The following is a 13,594-nucleotide window of genomic DNA, read 5'->3' on the forward strand; positions in this document are numbered from 1 at the left end:
ACGTTGTTCGCCGAACCGCGGTCGACGGTGTTGTCGTCAGAACGCAGGTTGCGGTCCGCGCCCGAATCAGGCACCTGCTTGACGAGTACGACGATATTCATCGCGCTTCGACGACCCTTTCCTGGGTGATTGCTCTCCACACGGATTACTCTGCCCGTCTCGTTGCGTCACGCATGCTTCGGGCGTCCTGGCCACCGAGGGAGTCACTGCCCACCTCGGCGTTGTGCGCGTGGGCCACGTGGTGCAGTCCGAACACCGAATCCACTCCATCCCGCAGGCCCATGAGGTCCTCGGCCTGGTTGACCGCCTTCTTGGTCAGCGCAAGACCCAGACGCGGCATCTGTGCGATCCGTGCGGCGAGCCCCATGACCTCTGCCTCGAGCTCGTCTCTGGCGACCACCCGGTTGACCATGCCGAGCTCGGCGGCGCGCGCCGCCGGCATCCGGTCGCCGGTGAAGAGGAACTCCTTGGCGAAGCGCGGACCCAGCACCCACGGATGGGCGAAGTACTCGACGCCGGGGATTCCCATGCGTACGACCGGGTCGGCGAAGAACGCGTCGTCCGCGGCGACGATGAGGTCGCATGACCAGGCGAGCATGAGGCCCCCGGCGATACACGCTCCCTGCACCATCGCGATCATCGGCTTGGGCAGCTCACGCCAGCGGCGGCACATCCCGAGGTACACCTCGGACTCCCGGGCGAACCGGCTGTCGGCCCCGGCCTTACCCACATGGTCCCACCACAGGCCGGCACGCCGGTCGAACGACGAATCGATGTCCCGGCCCGGCGTGCCGATGTCGTGGCCGGCCGAGAAGTGCTTCCCCGCCCCCGCCAGGACGACGACCTTCACCTCGTCGTCCGCGGCCGCGCGGTAGAACGCGTCATCGAGCGCGTAGGTCATCGCCGAATTCTGCGCGTTGCGGTACTCCGGCCGGTTCATCGTCACGACGGCCACCGGCCCCCGCGTCTCGTACCGGACGACCTCCGCCTGCGGGTCCACGCCGCTGGTCTCGCTCATTTGGATCTCCTTCTCGCCGGGTCGGGTGTACGTCGTGCGGATCGCGGGCCGCCGGTGAGCGCCAGCGGTCAGGACGCGGGGCGCACGCCGGTCAGGCCGACACCGAGGTCCTCCAGCAGAGCCGCCCGGTGCCAGGCGGCGCTGCCCCACGACGACTCCAGAGCCCACGACCGCTTGAGGAACAGGTGCAGGTCGTACTCGGTCGTGTAACCGATAGCGCCGTGGCACTGCAGAGCGGCCCGGCCCACGACGTGCGCCGCCTCGGACGCCAGCGCCTTGGCCGTCGCCAGGGAACGCAGTCGGCCCGGGACGCCGGCGGCCAGCTCGAACCCGGCCGTCGCCACCACCGGCGCGGCGAACTCCAGGTGCAGCAGCGCTGTGGCGAGGTGGTGCTTGACCGCTTGGAAGCTGCCGATCGGCGCGCCGAACTGCTCTCTGGTGCGGACGTGCTCGACCGTGAGTTCGAGCATCCGTCGGGACAGCCCGATGAGTTCGGCCGAGGTCGCCAGCACCCCCCGCTCCCAGGCCAGCCGCACCACCTGCGGGTCGTCCACCGTCGCCACGAGCCGCGCGTCGGCGTACCCGGTCAGGTCCAGCGCGACGTCCACCGACGGCGACGTCGACGCCGCCGCGTCGGACACGTCGAGAATCTCGATGGGCCCCGTCCCACCGAATCCGCCACGCAGCACCAGGTCGACACCGGAACCGAACGCGACATGCCCGGTCACCGCAGGATCGGCGCCGACCGTGAGCACCCCCTCGACAAGGTTCGCCAGCCGGTCCGGAGCGCCCGAGGTGAGCACCGCCGGAGCGACCGCGAGGGTCGCCGTGAGCGGCAGCGGGGCGGCGGCGTACCCGATCTGCTCGAAGACCGACACGAGGTGGTTCTCGTCCAGGCCGAGCCCGCCGCCGCTCTCGGCCACGAGCAGCCCCGCCACACCGAGACCGGCCAGGCTCTCGGTCAGTGCGGCCACCTGCGCCGATCCGGCTCCGGCGCGTACCGTCTCCGGCGGGCACCGGTCGGTGAGAACCTGACGGACGACCGCCTCCAGCTCCCGCTGCTCGTCACTCGGAGCGAAACGCACGCCTGATCACCTTCTCGGCAGACCGAGCAGTCGCTCGGCGATGATGTTGCGCTGGATCTCGTTGGTGCCCGCGTAGATCGGACCCGACAGCGAGAACTGGTAGCCGCGGGTCCACGGGCCGTCGACGAGCGCGTCCGGGCCGAGCAGTTCCAGCGCCGTCTCGTGCAACGCGATGTCCAGCTCGGACCAGAAGACCTTGTTGAGGCTCGAACGCGCACCGGCCGGGCGACCCTCGACGATGTCGGTGACCTGAGCCAGCGTGAACTGCTGGTAGGCGTGCGCCTGCATCCACGAGCGCGCCACCCGGTCGCGGAGCAGGTCGGTCGCCGCCTCGCCCCGCCCACCCGCGAGCGCCACGAGCGCGGCTGCCGCCTTGAGGAAACGCCCCGGTGAGCGCAGCGTCAGTCCCCGCTCCGAGCCGGTCGTCGACATCGCGACCGACCAGCCCTGGTCGACGCCGCCGAGGACCGCCGAGTCCGGTACGAACGCGTCCTCGAAGAACACGTCGGCGAAGCCCTCGTCACCGTCGAGCCGGTCGAACCCGCGCACCGTCACGCCCGGGGCGTCCAGCGGCACGAGGAAGTACGTCAGTCCCCGGTGCCGTTGCGCCTGCGGGTCGGTACGGAACAGCCCGAACAGGTGGGTGCAGAACGCGCCCCGGGTCGACCAGGTCTTCTGCCCGCTCAGGCGCCACCCGCCGGCCTGCTCGTCCCGCACCGCCCGGGAGCTGATCCCCGCCAGGTCGCTGCCCGCGCCCGGCTCCGACCAGCCCTGGGCCCACAGGTCCCGCGCCGCCGCCATCCGGGGCAGCAACTCGTCCTGCTGCTGCTTCGTGCCGAACTCGAAGATCGTCGGGGCCAGCAGGAAGATGCCGTTCTGCGTCACCCGCTGCGGCGCGCCGGCCCGGTAGTACTCCTCCTCGAAGATGAGCCACTGCCATATCGAGGCCGCACGGCCGCCGTACTCCTCGGGCCACGACACGACCGACCACCGGTCCGCGTGCAGTGCCCGCTCCCACTCCAGGTGGGCGGCGAAGCCCGCCGCGGTGTCCCCGGAGGGCAACGGCTGCCGCGGCACGTTCGCGGCGAGCCAGTCGCGGGCCTCCGCACGGAACTGCTCGTCCTGCGCCGACCAGGTCAGATCCATCTCAGTCGCGTCCCGTCCCGGCGAGGACCGTCGGCGGCGTGTCGCGGTAGCGCCGTAGTTGCGTACGCGCCACCGTGCGCAGGTGCACCTCGTCCGGGCCGTCGGCGATGCCGAGGATGCGGGCGCTCGCCCACATCCGGGCCATCGGGAAATCGTCGGTGACCCCACCGCCGCCGTGCGCCTGGATCGAACGGTCCAGCACGTTGCGGGCGACCCGGGGCGCGACGACCTTGATCGCGGCGATCTCGGTCGCGGCGCCCTGGATGCCGACCTGGTCGATGAGCCACGCGGCCTTGAGCACGAGCAGGCGGGCCTGCTCGATCTCCATGCGGGACTCGGCGATCCAGTTTCGCACCACGCCCTGGTTGGAGATCGGGCCGCCGAACGCCTCGCGGGCCATCGTCCGGCGCACCATCAGCTCGAGGCCCCGCTCGGCCATGCCGAGGCAGCGCATCGCGTGGTGGATGCGGCCCGGGCCGAGGCGGGCCTGGGCGATCGCGAAACCCTCGCCCTCGGCGCCGAGCAGGTTCGTCACCGGCACCCGTACGTCGTCGAACCGGATCTCGCAGTGGCCGTGCTGGTCGTGGTAACCGAAGATCGGCAGCGAACGCAGAATCGTCACCCCGGGGGTGTCGACCGGCACGAGGATCATGGACTGCTGCCGGTAGACGGCCGCCTCCGGGTCCGTCTTGCCCATCAGCACGAGGATGGCGCAGCGCGGGTCGGCGGCGCCGGTCGTCCACCACTTGCGTCCGTTGATGACGTACTCGTCGCCGTCGCGCACGATCGAGGTGGAGATGTTGCGCGCGTCGGAGGAGGCCACGTCCGGCTCGGTCATCGAGAAGCCGGAGCGCATCGTGCCATCGAGCAGCGGGGTCAGCCACCGCTGCTTCTGCTCGGGCGTGCCGAACATGTGCAGCAGCTCCATGTTGCCGGTATCCGGCGCGGCGCAGTTGATCGCCTCCGGGGCGAGGTAGGGCGAGCGTCCGGTCTCCTCGGCCAGGTAGGCGTACTCGAGGTTGGTGAGGCCCGACAGGTCAGGCAGGAAGAGGTTCCACAGCCCCAGCTTGCGCGCCGTCGCCTTCAGCTCCTCGACGACCGGCGGCAGGACGTGGGACACCCCGCCGTTCTCGCGGGCCGCGGCGGCGAGCTCGGTGGCGTACACCTTCTCGGCGGGGTAGACGTGCTCGGCCATGAACGTGCGCAACGTCGCGAGCAGCTCGCTCGCGCGCGGGCCGGGGCCGAGGTCCATCCGGGTCAGGTCGGTCGCGTCAGCCACCGTCACTCCTTGTCTGTGCTCGTGCGGAGGGCGATCTTGCCGCGAGCGCCACGGTTCAGCACCGTGCCGAGCGCGCGAGCGGCCTCCTCCAGCGGGAAGACCTCGCTGACGTGCGGCCTCAGCCGGCCGGCGGCGATCCACTCCAGCACCGTCGTCATGTTGGCGGCGTTCGCCGCCGGGTCGCGCCTGGCCCAGGCGCCCCAGAGGACCCCCAGCACCGCGCCCTCGGTGAGCAGCAGCCGGTTGAGCTTGACCTGCGGGATCGCACCCGCCGCGTAGCCGACGGTGAGGAACCTCCCGGCCCACGCGAGGGCACGCAGCGCCGCGGTGGCGGCGTCGCCACCGACCGGGTCGTAGACGACGTCGACGCCGGCGTCGCCGGTCAGCGCACGCACCGTCGCCGTCAGGTCGTCGTAGCCGATGGCGTGGTCGGCCCCGTGCGCCAGGCACAGCTCGCGCTTGTCCTCGCTCGACGCGGCCGCGATCACTGTCGCGCCGAGGGCCTTGCCGATCTGCACGGCGGTGAGGCCGACGCCGCCGGAGGCGCCGAGCACGAGCAGCGTCTCGCCGGCGGCGAGGCCGGCCCGGTCGACGAGGCCGTGGTAGGACGTGCCGTAGACGACGGGGATCGTGCTGGCCTCGACGAGGTCGACACCCTCGGGCAACGGGTGGACCATGCGGGCGTCGACGAGCACCTGGGTGGCGTAGCCGCCGATGCCGCAGAAGCCGACGACGCGGGTGCCGACGGGTGGGCCGGTCACCCCGTCGCCGAGCGCCGCGACCGTGCCGGCGACCTCGCAGCCGGGCACGAACGGCAGCTCCGGCTTGGTCTGGTAGGTGCCGGCGACGATGAGGCCGTCGGGAAAGTTCACCCCGGCACCGACGACGTCGACGAGTACCTGCCCCGGTCCGGGCTGCGGCTGCGGCCCGTCCGCGACCGTGAGCACCTCGGGACCCCCGAGCTCGCGGACCACCATCGACCGCACGGCTCAGCCCTCGCTGCCCGGGCGTGCCGCCTTGTCGGTGCCGGCGAACTCGTCGCGGATCCGGTCGGCGACCCCGGTGAGGTTGAGCTCGAAGGTGAAGCCCTGCTCGAAGCGGTAGCTGCGGTTGACGTCCCACAGGTCGATGCCGTTGAGCGAGGCCTTGGCGGCCCGGATCACTGTGGGGTCCTTCTCGGCGATGCTGGTCGCGACGGCGAGCGCCGCCGCGCGCAACTGCTCTCGGGGTACGACACTGTGCACCGAGCCGTACGCGTGCAGCTCCTGTGCGGTGGCGGTGGCCGAGGTGTAGACCATGGCGCGCATCCGGTGCTGGGGCACCATCCGGGACAGGTGGGTGGCCGCGCCGAGGGCGCCGCGGTCGACCTCGGGCAGGCCGAAGGTGGCGTCGTCGGAGGCGACGATGACGTCGGAGTTGCCGACCAGGCCGATGCCGCCCCCGAGGCAGAAGCCGTGGACGGCGGTGACGACCGGGACGGGGCACTCGTAGACGGCCTTGAACGCGGCGAAGCAGCCGCGGTTGGCGCCGAGCAGCGCGGTGAAGCCGTCGGTGTGCTGCATCTCCTTGATGTCGACGCCGGCGTTGAAACCGCGGCCCTCGGCGCGCAGCAGGACGACACGTACCGACTCGTCGGCGCCGGCGGCGGCGAGGGCGGCGGCGAGCGCGAACCAGCCGGCCACCGGCAGCGCGTTGACCGGCGGGTTGTCCACGACGATCTCGGCGATCCCGTCGGGGTGCACTGTCGTCGTCACCGACGCGTGGCTCGTGGGACTCATCCCTGCTCCTCGGTGGTCTCGGGCTGCTCGCCAGCCTCGGGTGTCGCGTCCCCGACGGCGGCGTCGAGGGGCAGCACGAACGTCGCCCACGCGGTGACGGCCGTGTCGCCGGTCTGCCGCCGGCAGGTCAGCTCGATGTCGACGCGGCCCTCACGGCCGTCCTCGGTTTCGAGCACGTAGGTGCGCAGCGGAACGCCTTCGAGAGTGAGGACGTCGCCGGGCCACACCTGGGCCAGGAACCGGATGCGGAAGTCACGCACGTTGGGGCCGCCGAGCCAGTCGGTGGCGTAGGTGCCGAGCAGGCTGGCCTGCCACATGCCCACCGAGAAAGGGCTGGGAAACCCCGCGGCCCTGGCGAAGACCTCGTCGTGGTGGATCGGGTTCATGTCGCCCGAGGCGCCCTGGTAGCGGACGAAGTCGGTGCGGGTCACCGGGCCGTAGGCGCGCGTCGGAGGGGTCGCCGGGACGGGCAGGCCGACCTCGGTCGTACGGGGCTGGGCGGTGGCGTTGTGGCTCATGCGGACGCTCCGTCCTGCGTCGCCGCCCCGGTGACCGGCGGGCGGGCCGTCTCGACACCGGTGAGCTTGGCGCGGGCGACGAGACGCCCGGTCTCGTCGTGGAAGTCGGTGTACATCACGGCGAAGGTCATCTCACCGCCGCGACGCCCCACCTTGGTGTAGATCTCGCCGATGCGCGACTGGCAGGTGAGCCTGGTGCCGGCGCGGGGCGGCTCGCCGAAGAAGGTGTACTGCTGCTCGGCGTGCAGGCCGCGCTGCTGGTCGAGCTCGACCGCGGACCACGGGTTGGAGTCCTCGCCCTGCCAGAAGAAGGTCGTCGTGAGGAACGTCGGCTGTACGACCGGGTTCTCCTCCCGCAGGTAGGCCGCGTCAGCCGCTCCGGTGGCCAGCGCGAACTCGCGGATCTTGCCGCGCTCGACGTCGAGCCGGAAGGGGGCGCCGGTGACGCCCTGCGCGTCGGGGTTGGCCACGACGGGCTCCTTTCGTTCGTCCGCTGCGAGCCGGCACGGTCGCCGGCACGCAGCGGGTGGTCACGGGTGCTGGCTCGAGACGGACACGACCTCGCCGGTCATGTACGACGAGTAGTCACTGGCGAGGAAGACGATGACGTTGGCGATCTCCCACGGCGCCGCGGCCCGGCCGAACGCCTCCTGGTCGGAGAGTTGGGCGAGCAGCTCGTCGCTGGTCACCTTGGCCAGATGGGCGTGCATCGCGATGCTCGGGGACACCGCGTTGACCCGGATGCCGTGCTCGGCGACGTCGAGGGCCGCGCAGCGGGTCAGCGCCATGACTCCGGCCTTGGCCGCGGCGTAGTGCGCCTGCCCCTTCTGCGCGCGCCAGCCGATGACGGAGGCGTTGTTGACGATGACCCCCTTGCCGGCCGGGATCATGTGCCGCAGCACCGACCGGGTCGCCTTGAACGTCGAGGTCAGGGTCACCGACAGGACGGAGTCCCATTGTTCGTCGGTCATGTCCTGCACCGCCGCGGTGCCGCCGAGGCCGGCGTTGTTGACGAGTACGTCGATGCCGCCGAACTCGGCGGCGACGGTGTCCATGAGGTGGTCGAGCTGCGCCTGGTCGGTGACGTCGCAGGGCACCGCGAGCGGCCGGGTCCCGGTGCGGCGCTCGATCTCGTCGGCGGAGGCGGCGAGGCGGCGCTCGTGGCGGTCGCTGATGGCGACACGCGCGCCTTCCTCCGCGGCGCGGCGCGCCGTCGAGAAGCCGATGCCGGTGCCGGCCGCGGCGGTGACGAGCACCGAGCGCCCGGAGAGCAGCCCGTGGGCAGGGCCGGCCCAGTCGGCGGCTTCGGTGTGACCGGTGTCAGACACGGGCGGCCATCTCCTTCGCGATCTCCTCGACGGTCCAGCGGGCACCCTTGTCGATGGTCCAGTCGTAGCTCCACGGCGCGCAGCGACGGATCTCGCCGCCCTTGGCGTAGTACACCTCGCCGGTCACCGGCACGTCGGCGGTGAGCAGCCAGGCGACGAGCGGGGAGACGTTGCCCGGGTGGTAGACGTCGAACGCGGCGGGGTCGGCCGGGGCGGCGACCATCTCGCCGATGCCGGGCAGGTCCTGGGTCATCCGGGTACGCGCGACCGGGACGATCGCGTTGACGCGTACGCCGTAGCGGCCGATCTCCTGGGCGAGGATGACGGTGAGGGCGGCGATGGCGGCCTTGCCCGCGCCGTAGTTCGTCTGCCCGACGGCGCCGATGATGCCGGAGGTCGAGGAGACGTTGACGATCGAGGCGACCGGCTGGTTGCCGGCCTTGGACTCGGTGCGCCAGTGGTCGGCGAACACCCGGCACGGCGCGAACGTCGAGCGCAGCTGGCCACGGATCACCGCGTCCCAGTCGTCCTCGCTCATGTTGACGAACATCCGGTCTCGCAGGATGCCGGCGTTGTTGACGAGGCCGTCGACGCGTCCGTAGGTGTCGCGGGCGAGGGCGAGCAGCTCGCGGGCGCCCTCGGTGGTGGCGACGTCCGCGGTGCTGGCCACGGCCCGCCCGCCGGCGTTCGTGATCTCGGCGGCGACGGCCTCGACGACCGACGGGTCGCTGCCGGTGCCGTCGGGGGCGGCCCCGGTGTCGGCGACGACGACCGAGGCGCCTTCGGCGGCGGCGAGCAGGGCGTGCTCACGGCCGAGGCCGCGGCCGGCACCGGTGACGACGACGACGCGTCCCTGCAGTGCTCCCATGACTAGTCCTCCTTGTGCCCGGCCGGGGTCGACGCGACCGGCGCGGGCACGCCGAGTCGGTCGAGGGTCCGGGTGGCCTCGTCGATGATGCGGTCGATGAGCTCGGCGACGCTCGGGACGTCGTCGATCAGTCCGACGACCTGGCCGGTGGCCATGACGCCGAGGTCGGTCTTGCCCTCCAGCAGGGCCGACCGGTAGAGCATCGGAGCGTTGGCCGCCATGACGACCTGGCTCCACGTCAGGTCGTGGGCCTTGCGCATGGCCAGGCCCTCGCGGAGCATGTCGCCCCACGGCGTGCCGGACAGCTTCTGGAAGGCGAAGGCGTTGCGTACGGCCCGCAGCAGCCGGCCGGCGGCGGAGGTGCGCTCCAGCTCCTCGATCGTGCCGGCGCGCAGCACGCGCTGCGGAACGCCGTCGACCTGCAGGGTCAGCACGGTGTCGTTGACCGTCTTGGACAGGTAGACGTCCTTGACCGACGGCTGGACCGGCGAGTCGCTGGTGAGCAGGAAGCGGGTGCCCATGGCGATGCCCTCGGCGCCGTAGGCGAGCGCGGCGACGAGGCCGCGGCCGTCGAAGAAGCCACCGGCGCCGATGACCGGGATGCCGACGGCGTCGACGACCTGGGGCAGCAGCAGGCTGGTGGGCACCCCGCCGGTGTGGCCGCCGCCCTCGCCACCCTGCACGATGACGGCGTCGGCGCCCCACGCGGCGACCTTCTCGGCGTGGCGGCGCGCGCCGATCGACGGAACGACGACGAGGCCGGCGTCCTTGCACCTGGCGATGAGTTCCTGCTTGGGGGCCAGTGCGAAGGAGGCCACCTTGACGCCGGCCGAGATGAGCAGGTCGATGCGCTTGACGACGTCCGGCTGGTCGGCACGGATGTTGACGCCGAACGGCGCGTCCGTGCCGGCCTGGACCTGCTCGACGGCCACTACGAGCTCGTCGTAGGAGAGCAGGCCGGCCGCGAGGATGCCCAGCCCACCGGCGTTGGCCGTCGCGGTGGTCAGGCGCACGTCGGAGACGTAGCCCATGCCGGTCTGGACGATCGGGTACCGCACCCCGAACAGGTCGGTCGCCCGGGTACGCAGTGTCGGGGGCAGCCCGCGGCCCTGGCTCATGCCGGGATCTCGCGGTCGCGCAGCGAGCGGGGGTCGATGACCTCGCGGATGAGGCGCAGCTCCTCGGCGCTCGGCTCGCGGGTGGCCGGGACCTCACCCTCGACGTGCACGGCACAGCCGGTGGCGGCGCGGAACTGCTCGAGCGTGACGCCGGGGTGCAGGCTGAGCAGCCGCATCGTGCCGTCGGGGCCGCCGAAGTCGAGGACCGCGAGGTTGGTGACGACGCGACGCAGATCGTGGTACGCGCTCGCGGCCGGGCCGGCGGCCCGGGCGCTGTCGGTGCCGACGCCGGAGACCATGTCGACGGTCCGGACGAAGCTACGCGTGGAGTGGTTGGGTACCCAGTAGCTGGTCGGGTGGTAGATGCTGTTGCCGGGGGCGCCGCGCACGCCGAGCAGCTGGACCTTGGGCCGGGCGTAGTCGCCGATGGCCGAGATGTTGGTGTTGCCGTGCCCGTCGATCTGGACCGGGATCATCATGACGTGCCGCTTGCCGTGCCAGACGAGGTCGAAGATCGTGCGGAACGGGCTCCAGCCCTCGATGACGACGCCCTCGGTGGCGTGCGGGTCCGCGCCGATCTCCCAGGAGCCGGAGACGAAGTGGGCCTCACCGTCGGTGAGCAGCAGGTCGGGGGCGACGGTGAGCCGGGCGAGGCGGACGCCGATGGCCGGGATCGTGCCGAAGGCGCTGGCGATGGACTCGCCGTCGCCGGCGAACGTGTCCGCCACGGCGACCGCGCAGTACTCGGCGCGGGTCACCGGCGCGTCGGCAGTGGTGGCGCTGCCCGTGGGCTGCTCGGTGGCGGCGCTGCTCATGCGACCTCCTCGGCTCGGGCGGCGACGGCCGCCTGGTAGTCATCTTCGGTACCGGACAGGTACCGCTTCTCGAACCTGGCCCAGGCCTGCGGGTCGCCGGCGGCCTTGACGTACTCACGCTGGAAGGCCTCGTCGCGCTCGTAGTCGGGGGTGCAGGAGGTGAAGTGCGCGCCGTTCGGGGTCTCGACGACGCCGGCGACGAGCTGCCGGTTGATCTTGATGGTCGCCGAGTGCCCGGCGGCACTCAGCTCGGCCGTGGGCACGATCCGCTCGCAGGACATGAAGGCCTGGTCGGCGGCGAGGCAGTAGAGGTCGTCGAAGTACGGGTCGGGCCCGAGGAACTGGCCGTTGCCCTGGGCGTCGGCGCGGTTCATGTGCACGAGGGCCGCGTCGAGGCGCAGCGGCGGCATCGCCACGAGCCGCTCGGTGCCGTACGGGTCCTGGACGAGTTTGAGGTCGGGGTTGTGCTTCAGGACGTCCGACCCGAGCCCGGCGCGGGTCGGCAGGAAGGGCAGGCGGATGCCGGCGGCGTACAGCCCCCACTGGAGCATGCCCTCGTCGTACTCGGCGACCTCGACGGCGCCCTTCTGCCGCGCGGCGCGGAAGTGCGGGTCGAGGGCGATGCTGTCGAGGGAGACGAAACCGAAGACGACCTTCTTGACCTTGCCCGCGGCGCAGAGCAGCCCGACGTCCGGCCCGCCGTAGCTGACGACGGTCAGGTCCCTGAGGTCGGAACGCAGGATCTCGCGCACGAGGGCCATGGGCTTGCGGCGTGAGCCCCAGCCCCCGATGCCGATGATCATCCCGGAATCGAGCCGCGACACGACGTCGCGGGCTGTCAGAGTCTTGTCGGCCATGTGTCCCTCATCATTGCGTCTGTCGGAGCACTGCCCGACGGGTGGTGAGCAGCGCGAAGGGCGAGTCGCGTGCCGGGCCTCCACGGCCGGCTCACCATGTAGCAAGCGCTTGGTTGGTACACTAACAGCCTCAGGGAGAGGGTCAAGACCCTGTTGCGAAGGAGGACGAAAGATGAACACCGTGGTGCGCGAGCGCGTCGGCGCGGTGGGAGTCATCAGGATCAATCGGCCGCAGGTACGCAACGCCCTCGATCCCGACACCCTTCTGGCGATGACCGACGCCCTGCTCGGGTACGACGCGGACGCGGGCGTGCGCGCGGTCGTGCTGACCGGCACCGGCGAGTTGTCCTTCAGCGCGGGGATGGACCTGCGCGCCGCGGCCGAGGGGCGCCTGGTGGACGTGGCCCGCAGCCCGCTGACGCTGCTGCGCGGCGGCTACCGCAAGCCGGTCATCGCCGCGGTCAACGGGCCCGCCGTCGGCGGCGGCTTCGAACTCGCCCTCGCCTGCGACCTCGTCGTCGCGGCCGAGCACGCCTACTTCGCGCTGCCCGAGGTGGGGCGCGGCATCGCCGCCACCGAGGGCGGCACCGACCTGCCCCGTCGCGTGCCGGTCGCCGTAGCCCTGGAACTCGGGCTGGCTGCCGAACCGCTTCCCGCGGCCCGGGCCCACGAGCTGGGCCTGGTCAACGCCGTGGTCCCCGCCGACGAGGTCCTTCCGCGCGCGCTCCAGCTGGGCGCCCGGATCGCGACCCACTCCCCCGCGGCGGTGCGGGCGACCAAGCGGCTCATGCACCTGAGCCTGGACCCCCGCGTGGACGATCTCGGCGCGGTCAACCGGCTCGCGACCCTCGAACTGCTCGCCGGGCCGGATGCCGCCGAGGGCGCGGCCGCGTTCGTCGCCAAGCGCGCGCCGCGATGGGCGGACGCGCCCTGAGCGCTCAGGGACGCGCCACCGCGATCTGCTCGCGCGTCCAGGCGATCGAGCGGGTCACCGCCGACTCGGCGCCCTCGGCCTCGATGGCCGGGCCGATCAACTCGACGTCGACGATGCCGGTGTAGCCGGCCCGCAGCACGCTCGCCAACAGACCGGCCATCGGCAGGTCGCCGTCCCCGGGCACCCACCGGTTCGGGAAGGTCGAGGTGCCGACCCGGAAGTCGGACACCTGCAGCAACTCGACCTGACCGACCCGATCGCGGATGAGGTCGGTCAGGCCCCGCTCCTGCCAGCAGCAGTAGAGGTCGAGGCAGATGCCGATGCCGCAGAGGTCGGCCAGGGCGAGGGCGTCCCGCGCGGTGTGGGTGAAGCTGAGGTCGCACTTGACCGGCAGGGTGTTCTCCACGCCCAGGCGCACCCCGTGTTCGCGGGCGGTGGCCACGACCGGAGCGATCCGCTCGGCGAACCGGCCAGCCGCCTCCTCCCACGTCAGGTGCGCCGAGGGGCCCGAGGTGAGGTAGACGAGGTCGGCCCCGAGCCGACGGGCGTCGACGACGCCGTCCCGCAACGCCGCGACCTGCTGCGCCCAGCCCGACTCGTCGTCCGGGTGGGCGGTGAAGCTGTGCACGAGGTAGCCGAGACGTACGTCGTGCCGGGCGAGCAGGTCTTCGAGAGCCGCCACGCCGAAGGAGGCGACCTTGCTGCGCTGCAGGCCGACGAGGTCGGTGCCGGTACGCCGGTACATCGCGATCTCCTCGGGCAGGTCCCAGGACATCGCGGCCATGCCGCTGACGCAGACCGGGTTGGTCGTGACGGACATCGGGCTCCTGTCGGCTCGGCGGTCGTCCGG

At 72.0% G+C, this 13,594-nt stretch carries 14 protein-coding genes and 2 pseudogenes; 1 reads left to right on the top strand and 15 read right to left on the bottom strand.

All coding sequences use genetic code 11. The annotated features are described in order from the left end of the window. The 14 genes and pseudogenes from ACFYO8_RS23745 to ACFYO8_RS23810 form a co-directional block, all read right to left on the bottom strand. Positions 1 to 101, bottom strand: a pseudogene (locus tag ACFYO8_RS23745) (electron transfer flavoprotein subunit beta); the annotation flags it as partial. A gap of 44 nt (positions 102 to 145) precedes the next feature. Further along, the gene (locus ACFYO8_RS23750; RefSeq protein WP_354874438.1) at positions 146 to 1,018 is read right to left on the bottom strand and encodes an enoyl-CoA hydratase; all 873 of its coding nucleotides are present in this window, start codon (positions 1,016 to 1,018) and stop codon (positions 146 to 148) included. Positions 1,019 to 1,086: 68 nt separating this feature from the next. Then, complete coding sequence (locus tag ACFYO8_RS23755; protein ID WP_355096423.1) at positions 1,087 to 2,103, bottom strand: acyl-CoA dehydrogenase; 1,017 nt, start codon at positions 2,101 to 2,103, stop codon at positions 1,087 to 1,089. 6 nt (positions 2,104 to 2,109) lie between these two features. Beyond that, positions 2,110 to 3,249, bottom strand: coding sequence for an acyl-CoA dehydrogenase family protein (locus ACFYO8_RS23760; RefSeq protein WP_355096421.1), 1,140 nt, complete (start codon positions 3,247 to 3,249; stop codon positions 2,110 to 2,112). Position 3,250: 1 nt separating this feature from the next. Further along, on the bottom strand, positions 3,251 to 4,501 hold the full coding sequence (locus ACFYO8_RS23765; RefSeq protein WP_387190354.1) for an acyl-CoA dehydrogenase family protein: 1,251 nt from the start codon (positions 4,499 to 4,501) through the stop codon (positions 3,251 to 3,253). 29 nt (positions 4,502 to 4,530) lie between these two features. After that, on the bottom strand, positions 4,531 to 5,505 hold the full coding sequence (locus ACFYO8_RS23770) for an NADPH:quinone oxidoreductase family protein (RefSeq protein WP_387190351.1): 975 nt from the start codon (positions 5,503 to 5,505) through the stop codon (positions 4,531 to 4,533). A gap of 12 nt (positions 5,506 to 5,517) precedes the next feature. Continuing rightward, a complete protein-coding gene (locus ACFYO8_RS23775; RefSeq protein WP_387257542.1) occupies positions 5,518 to 6,306 on the bottom strand; it encodes an enoyl-CoA hydratase family protein in 789 nt (262 codons plus the stop codon). Continuing rightward, complete coding sequence (locus tag ACFYO8_RS23780) at positions 6,303 to 6,824, bottom strand: MaoC/PaaZ C-terminal domain-containing protein (RefSeq protein WP_354874446.1); 522 nt, start codon at positions 6,822 to 6,824, stop codon at positions 6,303 to 6,305. The genes ACFYO8_RS23775 and ACFYO8_RS23780 overlap by 4 nt, the downstream gene beginning before the upstream one ends. After that, positions 6,821 to 7,294, bottom strand: a complete 474-nt coding sequence (locus tag ACFYO8_RS23785; protein WP_354874448.1) for a MaoC family dehydratase N-terminal domain-containing protein — start codon at positions 7,292 to 7,294, stop codon at positions 6,821 to 6,823. The genes ACFYO8_RS23780 and ACFYO8_RS23785 overlap by 4 nt, the downstream gene beginning before the upstream one ends. A 60-nt stretch (positions 7,295 to 7,354) precedes the next feature. After that, positions 7,355 to 8,148, bottom strand: a pseudogene (locus ACFYO8_RS23790) (SDR family oxidoreductase). Next, complete coding sequence (locus tag ACFYO8_RS23795; protein WP_387257544.1) at positions 8,145 to 9,020, bottom strand: SDR family NAD(P)-dependent oxidoreductase; 876 nt, start codon at positions 9,018 to 9,020, stop codon at positions 8,145 to 8,147. The pseudogene ACFYO8_RS23790 and the gene ACFYO8_RS23795 overlap by 4 nt, the downstream one beginning before the upstream one ends. A gap of 2 nt (positions 9,021 to 9,022) precedes the next feature. Next, positions 9,023 to 10,138, bottom strand: coding sequence for an NAD(P)H-dependent flavin oxidoreductase (locus ACFYO8_RS23800; protein WP_387188543.1), 1,116 nt, complete (start codon positions 10,136 to 10,138; stop codon positions 9,023 to 9,025). After that, on the bottom strand, positions 10,135 to 10,953 hold the full coding sequence (locus tag ACFYO8_RS23805) for a CoA-transferase (protein ID WP_354874453.1): 819 nt from the start codon (positions 10,951 to 10,953) through the stop codon (positions 10,135 to 10,137). The genes ACFYO8_RS23800 and ACFYO8_RS23805 overlap by 4 nt, the downstream gene beginning before the upstream one ends. Further along, positions 10,950 to 11,810 carry a CoA-transferase gene (locus ACFYO8_RS23810; RefSeq protein ID WP_354874455.1) on the bottom strand — a complete coding sequence of 287 codons (861 nt, stop codon included), beginning with the start codon at positions 11,808 to 11,810 and terminating at the stop codon, positions 10,950 to 10,952. Before ACFYO8_RS23810 ends, ACFYO8_RS23805 begins: the two co-directional genes overlap by 4 nt. Before the next feature lie 172 nt (positions 11,811 to 11,982). Between ACFYO8_RS23810 and ACFYO8_RS23815 the strand changes: the two genes are divergently transcribed. Beyond that, positions 11,983 to 12,744 (top strand): enoyl-CoA hydratase/isomerase family protein, encoded by a 762-nt coding sequence (locus tag ACFYO8_RS23815; protein WP_387190338.1) that lies wholly within the window; start codon positions 11,983 to 11,985, stop codon positions 12,742 to 12,744. Positions 12,745 to 12,748: 4 nt separating this feature from the next. Here the strand turns inward: ACFYO8_RS23815 and ACFYO8_RS23820 are convergent, their stop codons facing one another. Continuing rightward, positions 12,749 to 13,564 (bottom strand): sugar phosphate isomerase/epimerase family protein, encoded by an 816-nt coding sequence (locus ACFYO8_RS23820; protein WP_387190335.1) that lies wholly within the window; start codon positions 13,562 to 13,564, stop codon positions 12,749 to 12,751. Positions 13,565 to 13,594: the final 30 nt, after the last annotated feature.

Origin of the sequence: Micromonospora sp. NPDC005257 (assembly GCF_042872445.1) — a bacterium.
GTDB lineage: Bacteria > Actinomycetota > Actinomycetes > Mycobacteriales > Micromonosporaceae > Micromonospora.